11 protein-coding genes and 3 pseudogenes are annotated in these 13,920 nt (G+C 67.9%); 9 read left to right on the top strand and 5 right to left on the bottom strand.

Annotation, left to right across the window (positions count from 1 at the left end):
* A partial coding sequence (locus CP958_RS00235) for an NAD-dependent epimerase/dehydratase family protein (protein WP_096700034.1) occupies window positions 1-840 on the top strand: 840 nt, incomplete at its 5' end.
* An 11-nt stretch (window positions 841-851) separates the two neighbouring features.
* Here the strand turns inward: CP958_RS00235 and CP958_RS27270 are convergent.
* Together CP958_RS27270 and CP958_RS27265 are read right to left on the bottom strand one after the other, a co-directional pair.
* Window positions 852-1,394 (bottom strand): FAD-dependent monooxygenase, encoded by a 543-nt coding sequence (locus CP958_RS27270; protein WP_277948855.1) that lies wholly within the window; start codon window positions 1,392-1,394, stop codon window positions 852-854.
* Between the two features lie 146 nt (window positions 1,395-1,540).
* Window positions 1,541-2,071: pseudogene (locus tag CP958_RS27265) on the bottom strand (FAD-dependent monooxygenase); the annotation flags it as partial.
* A 333-nt stretch (window positions 2,072-2,404) separates the two neighbouring features.
* Between CP958_RS27265 and CP958_RS00225 the strand changes: the two are divergent.
* From CP958_RS00225 to CP958_RS00200, 6 genes and pseudogenes are all read left to right on the top strand, one after another.
* Entirely contained in the window at window positions 2,405-2,743 is a 339-nt protein-coding gene (locus tag CP958_RS00225; RefSeq protein WP_008621271.1) for a P-II family nitrogen regulator, read from the top strand.
* 341 nt (window positions 2,744-3,084) lie between these two features.
* Window positions 3,085-4,434, top strand: coding sequence for an ammonium transporter (locus CP958_RS00220; protein WP_096700033.1), 1,350 nt, complete (start codon window positions 3,085-3,087; stop codon window positions 4,432-4,434).
* A gap of 578 nt (window positions 4,435-5,012) precedes the next feature.
* On the top strand, window positions 5,013-6,212 hold the full coding sequence (locus CP958_RS00215; protein ID WP_096700032.1) for an aminotransferase class I/II-fold pyridoxal phosphate-dependent enzyme: 1,200 nt from the start codon (window positions 5,013-5,015) through the stop codon (window positions 6,210-6,212).
* Window positions 6,213-6,220: 8 nt separating this feature from the next.
* Window positions 6,221-8,640: pseudogene (locus tag CP958_RS00210) on the top strand (DNA translocase FtsK 4TM domain-containing protein).
* Between the two features lie 91 nt (window positions 8,641-8,731).
* The gene (locus CP958_RS00205; RefSeq protein WP_242442649.1) at window positions 8,732-9,382 is read left to right on the top strand and encodes an outer membrane lipoprotein carrier protein LolA; all 651 of its coding nucleotides are present in this window, start codon (window positions 8,732-8,734) and stop codon (window positions 9,380-9,382) included.
* A 247-nt stretch (window positions 9,383-9,629) separates the two neighbouring features.
* On the top strand, window positions 9,630-10,421 hold the full coding sequence (locus CP958_RS00200; protein WP_096700031.1) for an exodeoxyribonuclease III: 792 nt from the start codon (window positions 9,630-9,632) through the stop codon (window positions 10,419-10,421).
* A 160-nt stretch (window positions 10,422-10,581) separates the two neighbouring features.
* Here CP958_RS00200 and CP958_RS00195 read toward each other — a convergent pair whose 3' ends face one another.
* Together CP958_RS00195 and CP958_RS26730 are read right to left on the bottom strand one after the other, a co-directional pair.
* Window positions 10,582-11,055, bottom strand: a complete 474-nt coding sequence (locus tag CP958_RS00195; protein ID WP_242442648.1) for a winged helix-turn-helix domain-containing protein — start codon at window positions 11,053-11,055, stop codon at window positions 10,582-10,584.
* Window positions 11,012-11,215 carry a hypothetical protein gene (locus CP958_RS26730; protein WP_242442647.1) on the bottom strand — a complete coding sequence of 68 codons (204 nt, stop codon included), beginning with the start codon at window positions 11,213-11,215 and terminating at the stop codon, window positions 11,012-11,014. The genes CP958_RS00195 and CP958_RS26730 overlap by 44 nt, the downstream gene beginning before the upstream one ends.
* A 534-nt stretch (window positions 11,216-11,749) precedes the next feature.
* Here CP958_RS26730 and ribA point away from each other — a divergent pair.
* Entirely contained in the window at window positions 11,750-12,496 is a 747-nt protein-coding gene (gene ribA, locus CP958_RS00190) for a GTP cyclohydrolase II (protein WP_347337828.1), read from the top strand.
* A 151-nt stretch (window positions 12,497-12,647) separates the two neighbouring features.
* The gene (locus tag CP958_RS00185) at window positions 12,648-13,733 is read left to right on the top strand and encodes a hypothetical protein (RefSeq protein WP_096700030.1); all 1,086 of its coding nucleotides are present in this window, start codon (window positions 12,648-12,650) and stop codon (window positions 13,731-13,733) included.
* 3 nt (window positions 13,734-13,736) lie between these two features.
* Here CP958_RS00185 and CP958_RS00180 read toward each other — a convergent pair.
* Window positions 13,737-13,920 (bottom strand): annotated as a pseudogene (locus CP958_RS00180) (YggS family pyridoxal phosphate-dependent enzyme); the annotation flags it as partial.

The raw sequence follows: 13,920 nt of genomic DNA, 5'->3' as shown, positions 1-13,920 counted from the left end.
CTCGATTGCTCGGCCGAACCCAGCGTACATGCCGGCTATGGCGCCAGCCCGGCTTATCTCATCAACACCAATCTGATGGGGACGGTGAACTGTCTGGAGCATGCGCGGCGCCATGGCGGAGCCTTCGCGTTCATCTCCACCAGCCGGGTCTATCCCATCGCGCCGCTTCGCGCCCTGCCGTTGGCCCCGGCGGGCGGGCGGCTGGTCCTGCCGGCGGGGGCAGCGGGTCCCGGCTGGTCGGGGGCGGGGATTTCCGAGGATTTCCCCCTGGCCGGGCCGCGCTCGCTCTATGGTGCCACCAAGCTGGCCTCCGAGATGCTGGTCGAGGAATACCGCGCCACCTACGGGCTCAGGACCCTGACCTACCGCTGCGGCGTGCTGGCCGGGCCATGGCAGATGGGCAAGGTGGACCAGGGCTTCATGGTGCTGTGGGCGGCCCGTCACCTTTACGGTGGCGGCCTGGGCTACATGGGATTCGGCGGCCACGGCCACCAGGTGCGTGACGTCCTGCATGTGGAGGATCTTTACGACCTGCTGGCGTTGCAGCTTGCCGATCTCGATCGCTGGAACGGCTCGCTGTTCAACGTGGGCGGCGGCGTCGCCAATTCCATATCGCTGCGCGAGCTGACCGCTCTGTGCGAAAAGGCGACGGGGCGCGCGGTGGCCATGGGCAGCACGCCGGAGACCCGTGACGCCGACATTCCCTATTACGTCACCGACAATGCCAGGGTCACCGCCGCCACCGGCTGGTCGCCGAGGCGGGACGTGCCGGGGCTGGTCGAGGAAATCTGCCGCTGGCTGGCGGAAAACCGCGCCCGGCTGGAACCCATACTGGCCTGAGAAGGCGCGCTTTACAGCGCTTCACCCTTCATCAATCGCGGCAAATCGCCCACCAGGCCCATGGCGTGGCGCATGAAGAAGCGCTTGGTATGGTCGAGCTGGTGGACGGCGGCCAGACCGATGCGGCGGACGTGCTTCAGCAATTCGACGTCATTGGAGAACAGGCGGTCCAGCCCGTCGGTGACGCCCAGCATCAGCATGGTGTCGAAGCGGCGCCAACGCTGGTAGCGCTCCAGAACGTCCGGCCCGCCGGCATCGAGGCCGAGGCGCAGGGAATCCACGATGACCTCGGCCAGGGCGGCCACGTCGCGGATGCCCATGTTCATGCCCTGGCCGGCGATGGGATGCATGCCGTGGGCGGCGTCGCCGATCAGGGCGAGGCGATGGCCGATCATGGCGTCCGCGAATTGCAGGGTGAGGGGATGGTGGAAGCGCTTACCCTCCAGCCGGATTTCGCCGAGGAAATCGCCGACCTTGGCGGCCAGTTCGGCCCGGAAGGCGTCGTCGCCCTGATCACAGATGGCGGCGGCGACGTGGTTGGCCTCGGTCCACACGATGCCGCTGCGGTTGCCGGCCAGGGGCAGGATGGCGAAAGGCCCGGCCGGCAACGGAAGCGCTCGTGGGCGATGCCGTGGTGGGGCCGCTCGTGGGCCATGATGCAGACGATGCCGCTCTCGTGGTAGTCGCGCCGCGTCACCTTGATCCCCGCCTGCTGCCGGAGCATGGAGCCGCGCCCGTCGGCGGCCACCGCCAGGGCGGCGTGGACGACCCGTCCGTCTTCCAGCTCGGCCTCGACCCGATGGGGCAGGCGCTCGAGACGCTTGAGCCGGGCCGGAGCCAGCAGGGTGACGTCGGGAATGCGGCCGAGGGCGGCCAGCAGTTCGCGGCGGATGGCCGGGTTGGGGACGATCCAGCCCAGGGGATCGGCGCCGATTTCCTGGTGGTCGTAGTGCAGGAACAGCGGCGAGGCATCGTCGGTGACGCGGATTTCCAGAATCTCGCCCGCTTCGTCCTTCATGCCGTCCCAGGCACCGGCGGCGGCGATCACCTTGCGCGCCGTATAGGCGATGGCGATGGCCCGCGCATCCGAGCCGGGGCGGGCCAGGACTTCCGGCGGGGCGGCCTCGATCACCGCCACCCGGACACCGGCCCGGCCCAGCACGGCGGCCAGCAGGGCGCCGACCGGACCGCCGCCATTGATCAGGACGTCCACGCGCAGGGGGGAAGACATGCTCATGAGAATTGTTCTGCCATCCCCGGCCGGCCGATTCAAGGGTGGGCCGCCGTGAATCGCCGAGGAAACAGGCAAACCCACCCTGAAAGCGCCCAAGATTCAGGCGGCATGTTGATGGCGGCCCGGCTCAACACCTTGGCAAAGCGATATTTTTCATCATTTTCATGGGAAGGCCCAATTTCGGCATGCCGCTTGAATGGGAAAGGGCAGCGGAACATTCGCAAGAAGGCTTGCGACCGATCAACCGTGATCCGTTTTCTCGGCCCGCCAGGTCATCGGCGGACTCCGCACCGGGATGACGGATCCCTGGAATTGCATGGGGACCCCAAGATGAAGCTGATCATGGCCATCATCAAGCCCTTCAAGCTCGACGAGGTTCGCGAGGCCCTGACGCCCCTGGGCGTCCAGGGTTTGACCGTGAGCGAAGTCAAGGGCTTCGGCCGCCAGAAGGGACAAACCGAAATCTACCGTGGTGCCGAATACGTGGTGAACTTCCTGCCCAAGGTGAAGATCGAGGTCGCCGTCAACGACGATCTGGTCGACCGCGTGGTGGAAGCCATCCAAACCGCCGCCCGCACCGGCAAGATCGGTGACGGCAAGGTGTTCGTCACCGAGATCCAGCAGGCCTATCGCATCCGTACCGGCGAAAGCAACGCGGAAGCGCTCTGATTCGTTCAGCAGGCGGTGCAAGCCCTCAAGCCCGGAAGGCCCAATCCTTCCGGGCTTTTGCTTTGCCCAATCGCCGGCTTGTTCCGTCGCCATTGAAGCATTCGCCGCACAATATTAGCTCAGCACAAAATTTGACCACCACCCGATTTACCTGCCCAAAACTTCATCATTAATGGGGTTATCCCTGGGCCGGCAACGACAGGTCTCTGACAGAATCGCCTAATTCCGGCCTTTTCCGGCACTTGGCACGGTTCTTGTTACTGGAGAGCCAGCCGATCGTGCCGAGGATCATCGCAAGGCCGATCACAACGTTCATTCGCTGAGCCGCTTCGGGGGTAACCATGAGCAATCGTTTGAAGTCCGTTCTGTTAGGCGTAGGCCCCGCGCTCGGCCTCGCGCTTCTCGCCTCGGTCGCGGGCGCCGAGGAGGCCGCCGCTCCGGCCGCTGCCGCCGCTCCGGTGGTGCTTGATACCGGGTCGACCGCCTGGATGCTCACCTCCACCGCCCTGGTGCTGATGATGACCATTCCCGGCCTGGCGCTGTTCTACGCCGGCATGGTTCGCAAGAAGAACCTGCTGGGCACCATGATGCAGAGCTTCGCCATTACCTGCGTCGTCACCCTGCTATGGGTGATCGTCGGCTACTCCCTGGCCTTCACCGGCGAGAGCCCGTTCATCGGCGGCCTGGACCGCTTCCTGCTGACCGGCCTGGAAAAGGCTTCCCTGGCTCTGCCGAACCCGGTTCCCGAATCGGTGTTCATGATGTTCCAGATGACCTTCGCCATCATCACCCCGGCCCTGATCACCGGCGCCTTCGCCGACCGCATGAAGTTCTCCTCCATGCTGGTGTTCATGAGCCTGTGGCTGCTGGTCGTCTACGCTCCCATCTGCCACTGGGTGTGGATGATGGACGAGAAGGGCACCGCCGTCGGCTTCCTCGGCAAGATGGGCGTGCTGGACTTCGCCGGCGGCACCGTGGTGCACATCAACGCGGGCATCGCCGGTCTGGTCGCCTGCCTGATCATGGGGCCGCGCAAGGGCTACGGTACCGACAACATGGCTCCCCATAACCTCAGCCTGTCGATCATCGGCGCCGCGCTGCTGTGGGTGGGCTGGTTCGGCTTCAACGCCGGCTCCGCCGTGGCCGCCGACGGCCGTGCCGGCATGGCCATGGCCGTGACCCAGGTGGGTGCCGCCGCCGCCGCCGTCTCGTGGATGCTCGCCGAGTGGCTGCTGCGCAAGAAGCCCTCCGCTCTGGGCATCATCTCGGGCGCCGTGGCCGGTCTGGTCGCCATCACCCCCGCCGCCGGCTTCGTGGACGTCAAGGGCGCCCTGGTCATCGGCCTGATCGCCGGCGTGGTCTGCTACTGGGGCGCCACCGGCCTCAAGCATGCCCTCAAGTACGACGACTCGCTGGACGCCTTCGGCGTGCACGGCATCGGCGGCATCACCGGCGCCATCCTGACCGGCGTGTTCGCGGTCGAGGGTATCGGCGGCACCGCCGGCCTGCTGGAAGGCAATGGCGGTCAGGTGCTGACCCAGGTCTACGGCGTGCTAATCACCGGCGTCTATACCGCCGTGGTGTCGTTCATCCTGCTCAAGGCCATCGACATGGTCATGGGCCTGCGCGTCACCGCCGAGGAAGAGCGGGAAGGCCTCGACCTCGCCCTGCACGGCGAAACGGTCCACTGATCCTCGAGCCTCCCCGTCGCCGCGGGAGAGAGGTCGAGGAGGGCGCCGGGGCAACCCGGCGCCCTTTTCTTTTATATGTCCCTCAATCGCCGGGCGGGTTCCTCCGAAACCCTTGGCTCCCGCGCCATAAGGCGCGCGGCCCCTTGGGCCTAGCCGGCCGGTGGGCCGGCGGGTTCACGTTCCTCAATCGCCGGGCGGGCTTCTCCGAAACCCTCGGCTCCCGCGCCATAAGGCGCGCGGCCCCTTGGGCCTAGCCGGCCTGTGGGCCGGCGGGTTCACGTTCCTCAATCGCCGGGCGGGTTCCTCCGAAACCCTTGGCTCCCGCGCCATAAGGCGCGCGGCCCCTTGGGCCTGGCCGGCCGGTGGGCCGGCGGGTTCACGTTCCTCAATCGCCGGGCGGGTTTCTCCGAAACCCTCGGCTCCCGCGCCATAAGGCGCGCGGCCCCTTGGGCCTGGCCGGCCGGTGGGCCGGCGGAAGGGCGCCGGGCGGCATCGTTAAACTTCCCCCTGGGGCCGGAGCGGGGAATAGGGTAATACTCCAATGTTCTGCCAACGTTTGCCTCGGCCCGCGGAAAAACATGACCATCGCTCCCCATCTCGACGCTCGTCTCGACGGCCTGCCCGATTATCCCTTCGCCCGGCTGGCCAAGCTGCTGGGGGCGCCGGCCCGGCCCGATTCCATCGTCATGTCCATCGGCGAGCCCCAGCACAAGGCGCCGTCCCTGGTGGCCGAGGTCCTGGCGGCCAATGCCGGGCTGTGGGGCAAGTATCCGCCCGCCAACGGTCCCGATGATCTGCGCCGCGCCGTGGCCGACTGGGCCGGCCGGCGTTATGGCCTGCCCGCCGGACTGGTCGATCCCGACAAGGCGATCCTGCCGGTGGCCGGTACCCGCGAGGCGCTGTACCTGATCGCCCAGACGGTCTGCGGCGATCGCGGCGGCCAGCGGCCGCTGGTGCTGCTGCCCAATCCGTTCTATCAGGTCTATGCTGGCGCGGCGGTGATGGCCGGGGCCGAGCCGGTCTTCGTGCCCGGCGCCACCGGTCCGGCCAGCCAGCCCGATTTTTCCACCCTGCCGGCCGAGATTCTCGATCGGACGGCCCTGGCCTATGTCTGCTCTCCCGCCAATCCGCAAGGATCGGTGGCCGATGCCGGCCTGTTGGAACGTCAGGTCCAGACGGCCCGCCGCCACGGCTTCGTCCTGGCCGTGGACGAATGCTATTCCGAGATCTGGGACAAGGCGCCGCCTCCCGGCGCGTTGGCGGCCTGCGCCGCCTCGGGCGAGGGATTGGCCAACATCCTGGTGTTCAATTCGCTATCGAAACGGTCCAGTGTGCCGGGTCTGCGCTCCGGCGTGGTGATCGGCGACGAGCGGGTGATCCATGCCTTTGCCCGTCTGCGCTCCTATGGCGGCGCCGCCACGCCGCTGCCCATCGCCGCCGTCGCCGCCGCCCTGTGGCGCGACGAGGCGCATGTGACCGAGAGCAACAATCTCTATCGCGCCAAGCTGGACGCGGCCGAACGGATTCTTGGCGGCCGCCTGGGCTTCACCCGGCCGGCCGGCGGCTTTTTCCTGTGGCTGGACGTGGGCGACGGCGAGGTGGCGGCGGTCAAGCTGTGGCGCGAGGGCAATATCCGGGTGCTGCCCGGAACCTATCTCGCCGCCGAGGATTCCGAGGAGGGCAATCCCGGAAGCCGCTTCATCCGCGTCGCCCTGGTCCACGATCTGGCCACCACCGAGGCGGCGCTGACCCGCCTGGGCGAGATCCTGGGAGGATAGGAGGGATCATGGCGGCTCCATCGCGCAAGACCATGCCCTCCGGCGGGTTCCTGCCGCGCGGAACCGTGGACTTCCTGCGTCGCCGCCTGACCCAGGTGGGCGGGCTGCTCATGCTGGCCCTCGGCGGGGCGGGCCTTGCCGCCCTGGTCACCGCCGACCCCCACGATCCCAGCTTCAACACCGCCGCCAGCGGCCCGGTGATCAACGCGCTCGGCCGTCCCGGCGCCTGGTTCGCCGACTTCTTGTTCCAGGCGGTGGGCTGGGGCGGCGCCGTCCTGGCGCTGACCTGGGTGGTGTGGGGCCTGCTGGTCGTGGTGCGAGTGCGGCTGCCCGGCCGCTGGATGCTGCGCCTGATGATCCTGCCGCTCACCATGGTGCTGTGGGGGCTGGCCCTGGCGGCGCTGCCGCTGCCCGACATGGCATCACTGCCCGCCGGTCCCGGCGGCGCCCTGGGTCTGTTGCTGGTCAAGGGACTTGGCCTGCTGCTGCCGCCGGAATTCGCCTGGATCGCCGGCCCCGCCGCCGCCTTGGTCGGGCTGGCGGCGTCGGTGTTCGTGCTGGGCCTGACCGGGGCCGAGTGGGCCGGGCTGGGGCGGCGTTCCCTGGACATGGCCAACGCGGCCCCAGTCAGGCGGCTTCCTCCTTGCGCACTCATCCCTTCGCCGAGCCCGAGCCGGGCATCCGCCGGGTCGATCCGGTGCTGCGTCCGGTTCCGGCGCGGGCCGAGCCGGTCGCCACGCCGTTGCCGCCCGATGACGAGGACGACGACGATCCCTTCGTGCCGCCGCCCCTTGAGGATACCGCCGATGAGCCGGCGCGGCCGGCCGGCTCCCTGGTCCAGCCCAAGCGCCCGCCGGTGACGCCGGGCAAGCGCGAGCGTGCCGCCCGCCAGGGGACTCTCGACCTGGGGGCCCCGCCGCCCGGTTCGGGCTACCAATTGCCGCCGCTGACCCTGCTGGCCCCGGCGCCCGATCAGGGCACCACCCGCGTCAATCAGGACGGTCTGGCCCAGAACGCCCGGATGCTGGAAGAGGTGCTGTCGGATTTCGGCGTCAACGGCAAGGTGGTGAAGGTTCGTCCCGGCCCGGTGGTGACGCTGTACGAACTGGAGCCGGCGCCGGGCACCAAGACCAGCCGGGTGATCGGTCTGGCCGACGACATCGCCCGCTCCATGAGCGCGCTCTCGGTGCGCATCGCCACCGTGCCGGGGCGCAGCGTGATCGGCATCGAGCTGCCCAACCAGAAGCGCGAAACCGTCTATCTGCGCGAATTGCTGGCCGCCGAGCAGTTCGAGAAGGCCTCGGCCAAGCTGACCCTGGTGCTGGGCAAGGATATCGGCGGCGCGCCGGTGATGGTCGACCTCGCCCGCATGCCACACCTGCTGATCGCCGGCACCACCGGCTCGGGCAAGTCGGTGGCCATCAACACCATGATCCTGTCGCTGCTCTACCGCCTGACCCCGGAAGAGTGCCGCATCATCATGATCGACCCCAAGATGCTGGAATTGTCGGTCTATGACGGCATCCCCCATCTGCTGGCCCCGGTGGTCACCGAGCCGGGCAAGGCGGTGGTGGCGCTGAAATGGGCGGTGCGCGAGATGGAAGACCGCTACCGCGCCATGAGCCAGCTCGGCGTGCGCAACATCGCCGGCTACAACCACCGCCTGGCCGAGGCCCGCGACCGGGGCGAGGTGCTGACCCGCACGGTGCAGACCGGCTTCGACCCCGACACCGGCAAGCCGCTCTACGAGGAGCAGACCCTGGCGCTGGAGCCGCTGCCCTTCATCGTGGTGATCGTCGACGAGATGGCCGACCTGATGCTGGTGGCCGGCAAGGACATCGAGGCCGCCGTGCAGCGTCTGGCCCAGATGGCCCGCGCCGCCGGCATCCATATCCTGATGGCCACCCAGCGCCCCTCGGTGGACGTCATCACCGGCACCATCAAGGCCAATTTCCCCACCCGTATTTCCTTCCAGGTGACCAGCAAGATCGACAGCCGCACCATCCTGGGCGAGCAGGGCGCCGAGCAGTTGCTGGGCCAGGGCGACATGCTGTACATGGCGTCGGGTGGGCGCGTCACCCGCGTGCACGGCCCCTTCGTCTCCGACGACGAGGTGGAGAAGGTGGTGGACCATCTGCGCTCCCAGGGCGAGCCGTCCTATGTGGAGGCGGTCACCGAGGAGGAGCAGGGCGAGTTCGGCCTGGGCGGCGGCGAGGGCGGCGGTTCGGGCGACGACCTCTACGATCAGGCGGTGGCCCTGGTCTGCCGCGAGAACAAGGCCTCCACCTCCTTCGTGCAGCGTCACCTGCAGATCGGCTATAACCGCGCCGCCCGCCTGATCGAGCGCATGGAAGCCGAAGGCGTGGTGGGCAAGCCCAACCATGTGGGCAAGCGCGAGGTCCTGGCCCGTACCGGGGTCGAGTATTGAGGAAGGGTGCCGGGTGGGAGGACCATATTTCTTCCATAATCCTGGTGTCTTGCTGTCCTGGCGGTTCACACGGCGAATGGAACGGATGGTGATGAAGAGTTTGAAGATTTGGGTCGTCGCGGCCCTGCTCGGCGTGTTCTCGGCAGGCGTCCAGGCCGCCCAGCCGGCGCGCACGCCCTTGTCGGCCCAGGACAGGGCCGACATCGCCCGCGCCGAGGAGTACCTCAACGGCGTCACCACCCTGAAGGCCCGCTTTCTCCAGGTCTCGCCCAACGGCTCGTCCGTCGAGGGCGACGCCTATCTGTCGCGGCCGGGTAAGCTGCGGCTGCAATACGATCCGCCCAGCCCGCTGCTGGTGGTGGCCGACGGCAGCTTCCTGATCGTCCATGACAGCCAGTTGGGCGAGCCCAGCTATATTCCCCTGGGCTCCACCCCGGCCGGCATCCTGGTGCGGCCCGGCGTCAAGCTGGACGGCGGCGACGTGACGGTGACGCGGGTGACCCGCCTGCCCGGCGTGGTGCGCATCTCGGTGGTGGAAGCCGACGATCCGGCGGCCGGCGAGATCACCCTGGTGTTCTCCGACAAACCCTTCGCCCTGCGGCAGTGGCAGGTCAAGGACGCTCAGCATCAGGTGACCACCGTGTCGCTGTACCAGGCCCAGAGCGGCCTGACCCTCGACGGCAAGCTGTTCGAGTTCAAGAATCCCAAGTTCACCGCACCCGCCCTCAACACCGGCAACTAAGCCATGCCTAGAATGCATAGCGGCCATGCGCTGAATGCGCCTGTGAAGACAAAAACGGCACCCCAAATTCCAAGGAGCACGGCCGAGACTGCAATGGTCCGTGTGCCCTGCGGGGTTGGTTTCCCCTGCCACCCCGCGCTCCACACGGAGCAATAGGGCGCCCGGTTACCCCCCTGACCGGGCGCCCTTTTCGTGTATTCTCCGCGCCTTCGCCAGATCATCCCGGCCATGAGGGAATCCCCGACCCGTGCGTCTCGTCACCTGGAACATCAACTCGATCCGCCTACGTATCGACCTGCTGCGGCAGGTGGCGTCGGTGATGAACCCCGACATCGTCTGTCTGCAGGAGATCAAGGTCGACGACCCGCTGTTCCCCCTGGACGAATGCCGGGAGATGGGGTTCGAGCACGTGGCCTTTCACGGCATGAAGGGCTACAACGGCGTCGCCATCCTGTCGCGACTGCCCATGGCCGAAATCCGGCCGCTGTCGCGCTGCGGCCGCGACGACCGCCGCCACCTGATGGCGCGCCTCGAGAACGGGGTGGAGGTGCATTGCCTTTACATCCCGGCGGGCGGCGACGAGCCCGACCCCGAGATCAACGACAAGTTCGCCCATAAACTGGATTTCGTGCGCGAGATCACCGCCTGGGCCGCCGCCGAGATCAAGCCTGATTCCAAGGCCATCCTGGCCGGTGACTTCAATATCGCGCCCCTGGAAACCGATGTGTGGTCCCACAAGCAGCTTCTCAAGGTGGTCAGTCACACCCCGGTCGAGGTGGAACTGCTCAATGCCTTCCAGGCCTCGGTGCCTTTCGTCGACGCGGTGCGCCATTTCGTGCCGCCCGAGGAAAAGCTGTTCACCTGGTGGAGCTACCGTTCCCCCGACTGGCAGCGGAATGACCGTGGCCGCCGTCTCGATCACGTCTGGGTGACGCCCGCCCTGGCTCCCGCCTTGCGCGGCACCCTGGTGGCGCGCGAGGCCCGCTCGTGGACCCAGCCCTCGGACCACGTGCCGGTGATGGTGGATTTCGACCTGTAGGCGGGGGAGAGCGCGGCCTTCGATGGTTCATCGACACGGATGCCACGGATGCCGCTGCGCGGCCGCGGATAAAAAATCCTCTATGATTATTTCATAGTCATCCGCGAGCGGTGCGCAGCACCGCATCCGTGTCCATGTGTGTCTTATGACACCGTCGGAATCAGGTGGGGTCTGATGACAGCCGGTACCCGCCGTTTTCGCTGACCAGCACACCCCCGCCCAGCTTGCGGCGCAGCTTGTAGATATGGGTCTCCAGGGTGTGGGTATCGATGCCGGCGCCGTAGCCCCAGACCTCGCCCAGCAGGGTCTCGCGGGCCACTACCTGCCCGGCGGCGCGGTGGAGGCGCCCCAGGATGGCGGTTTCCTTGGCGGTAAGGCGCACCAGCGCCCCGCCGTCGCCGTCCAGGACCGAGCGGCCCTCGTCGAAGCGCCAGCGGCCGACGCTGACGTTGGACCGGCGGGCGAGAATGTCGCGGATGCGGGTGACCAGGAGGGGCAGGCGGAGCGGCTTGGACACCACGGCTTCGATGCCGCAGCAGCGGGGCGTGCCGGCCGGCCCCAGCAGCAGCATGGGCAGGACGATGCCGTCCTCAGCGCAGCCGCAGGCACAGGGCGGGACCGTCCAGGGCTTCATCCACCACCGCCAGATCGTGATCCCGGGCTCGACCCAGGGCTTCGGCGGCGTCGGTGGCCTCGGTCACCGACCATCCGGCGGTGGCGCGCAGATGCTCGGCGACGCTGCGGCGCAACGGGACGTCGGCGATGGCCAGAAGGATGCGGGGTACAGGGATCATGTTCGGCCTTTCGGACTGTAACCCTATATCACACGGCTTTGTGGTCTGGCGATGGCGCGCGAGTGGCGGGAGTGGGGCGGGGACGGGTTCGGACTCATCGGCTTTTCCTTTTTCCCGCCGGGGAAAAGGCTGTATGGTTCCGGCCGGCCGAAAAACGAAGCCTGTCCATGACCCGAAGCCTCGATACCACTCCCAAGCCGGAAACGGCGGCTCTTCCCTCGCTGATCGTTGTCGATCGCGCCATCGCCGAGCTGCGCCGCGGCGGGCTGGTGCTGGTCGAGCATGCCGACGGGTCGGCGCTGATGATGGCGGCCGAAGCGGTATCGGATGAAAGTCTGGTTCTGCTGGCGACGGCGGCCGGTTCCGATCCTCTGCTGGCCCTGACCGGGCGCCGGGCCGGGGTGCTGGGCCTGGGCGATACCGAGGCCGGAGTGTTCCGGGTGACCTCGGCAAACGGTTTCGATACGGCAACGATTGCCTGGCTGGCCGATCCCGGCGCCCGCTCGCTGCCCATGCCGGCCTTCTCGGGTCTGGATGCCCGTCGCGCCGGCGGCGTGGACGAGGCCTGCGTGGCGCTGGCCAAGCTGGCCCGGCTGCTGCCGGCGGTGGTTCTGGCCCCGACCGGTACCGTTCCGGCCCAGGCGGTGCGGGCTGGCGGCGGCCGAGATCACCGGTTATCAGGAGAACGCCGCCCGCTCGCTGCGGCAGGTGAGCCAGGCCCGGGTGCCGCTGGAAAATGCCGAGAACGCCCGGATCGTCGCCTTCCGCCCGTCCGATGGCGGCATCGAGCATCTGGCCATCATCATCGGCGATCCCGATCCCGACCAGCCGGTGCTGACCCGGCTGCATTCCGAATGCTTCACCGGGGACCTGCTGGGCAGTTTGCGCTGTGATTGCGGCGACCAGCTGCGCGGCGCCATCGCTGAAATCGCCCAGACCGGCAGCGGCGTGCTGCTCTATCTCGCCCAGGAGGGCCGGGGTATCGGACTGGTGAACAAGCTGCGGGCCTATCAGTTGCAGGACGACGGTTTCGATACCCTGGACGCCAATCTGCAGCTGGGCTTCGACGACGACGAGCGCATCTATCTGCCGGCGGCGCAGATGCTGCGGCTGTTGGGGATCTGCCGGGTGCGGCTGCTCACCAACAATCCCATGAAGGTGGATGCCCTGGCCCGCCACGGTGTCGAGGTGACCGAGCGGGTGCCGCACGTGTTCCCCTCCAACGACCATAACCAGGGTTATCTGCGGACCAAGGCGACGCGTAGCGGCCACCTGTTCTAGGCTGCCGGGGCTCCCGGCAGGATTTGCCGCACGCTTTCTGCCCCATGGCGGCTCTTGCCGGGGCGGTTTGAATAAAATCGCAGCAATTTCAACGTTATGAAACTGGCATCACGGTTGCAAGGATGGTGGCGTCCTTCATCCGAGGTGCGCTATGTCGCTATCCGCCGTGTCCTCCTACCAGATGTCGAGCCTGCCCGGCTCGCTGGTGCCGACTCTGCCCACCGAGAATGCGGTGACGGCGGCGGAAGCCACGAAGGCCGCCAATTCCTCTCCCGACGTCAAGCAGCTCAGCATGTTCGCCGAGGGCGACGATGAGCCGTCGTTCTGGGACCTTCTCGACGTCATCAATCCGCTGCAGCATATTCCCATCGTCAACGACCTGTACCGGGAGGCCACCGGTGACAAGATCGGCGTGGCCGCCCGTCTGGTGGGCGGTACCCTGTTCGGCGGACCGCTGGGCCTGATCGCCTCGGCGGCCAATTGTATCCTCGAGGAATCCACCGGCCATGATGCCGGCGGGCATGTGCTGGCCCTGTTCCGGGACGATGATCCCGCCACCGGCACCGGCACCGCGCTGGCCTCGGCCGAGGAAAAGGCGCCGGCCCCGGAGGCTCAGGCGGCCCGTCTGGAAGCCTCTTCCCAGCAGCAGAGCCAGGTCCTGGCCGCCGCCGGACCCAAATCTCCCGAAGCGAAGCCCGCCGAATCCAAGACTGCCGAGCCCAAGGCCGATGATTCCACCAAGGCCCGGCCGCTGATCATGCCCGATCTGGTGGGCGACGACGCCCAGCCCGCCGCCGCCGTCTCGGCCGCCGCCGCCTCGGCCGCCGTCGCGCCGGTTCAGGTCGCCTCGGCCTCCGAGCAGGTGGCGGCAGCCGCCAACCGGCCCATGCCATTGGGTCGCGAGCCCCGTTTCATGCCCATTCCCGGACGCACCACGCCGCTCGCCACCCAGGCGCCCCTGGCCATCGGCACCACGGTGTCCACTACCGGCCTGCGTTCCAACGCTCCGATCGTCGGTCACCGTCCCAGCGCCCAGCGCGCCACGTCGGCGGCCACGGCCCAGCAGATGGTGGCCGCCCAGGCCGAAGCCTCGGCCACGTCGGGTTCCAGCGGTTCCGGTGTTCCGGGGGGCCAGTCGGGCGACTGGTTCAGCGCCTCCATGATGCAGGCCATGGACAAGTACGAGAAAAGCTCGCGTCTCGGCGGCGGCGCGACAGGAACCGTTACCGAACAGTAACGGTCAGCCCCGATGGCCGAAAATGGCCGAGCCCACCCGCACATGGGTGGCACCCTCGGCGATGGCCGTCTCGAAATCACCGCTCATGCCCATGCTGACCATGGCAAGTCCATGGCGCGCCGCCATGGACTTGCCATGGTCAGCATTGGGGGGGCGGGGTCTTCCTCGGGCGGGAGGGGTACTACAC

Origin of the sequence: Magnetospirillum sp. 15-1 (genome assembly GCF_900184795.1) — a bacterium.
In the GTDB taxonomy this organism is placed as follows: Bacteria; Pseudomonadota; Alphaproteobacteria; order Rhodospirillales; family Magnetospirillaceae; genus Phaeospirillum.
This window is presented reverse-complemented; position numbering and strand designations above follow the sequence as displayed.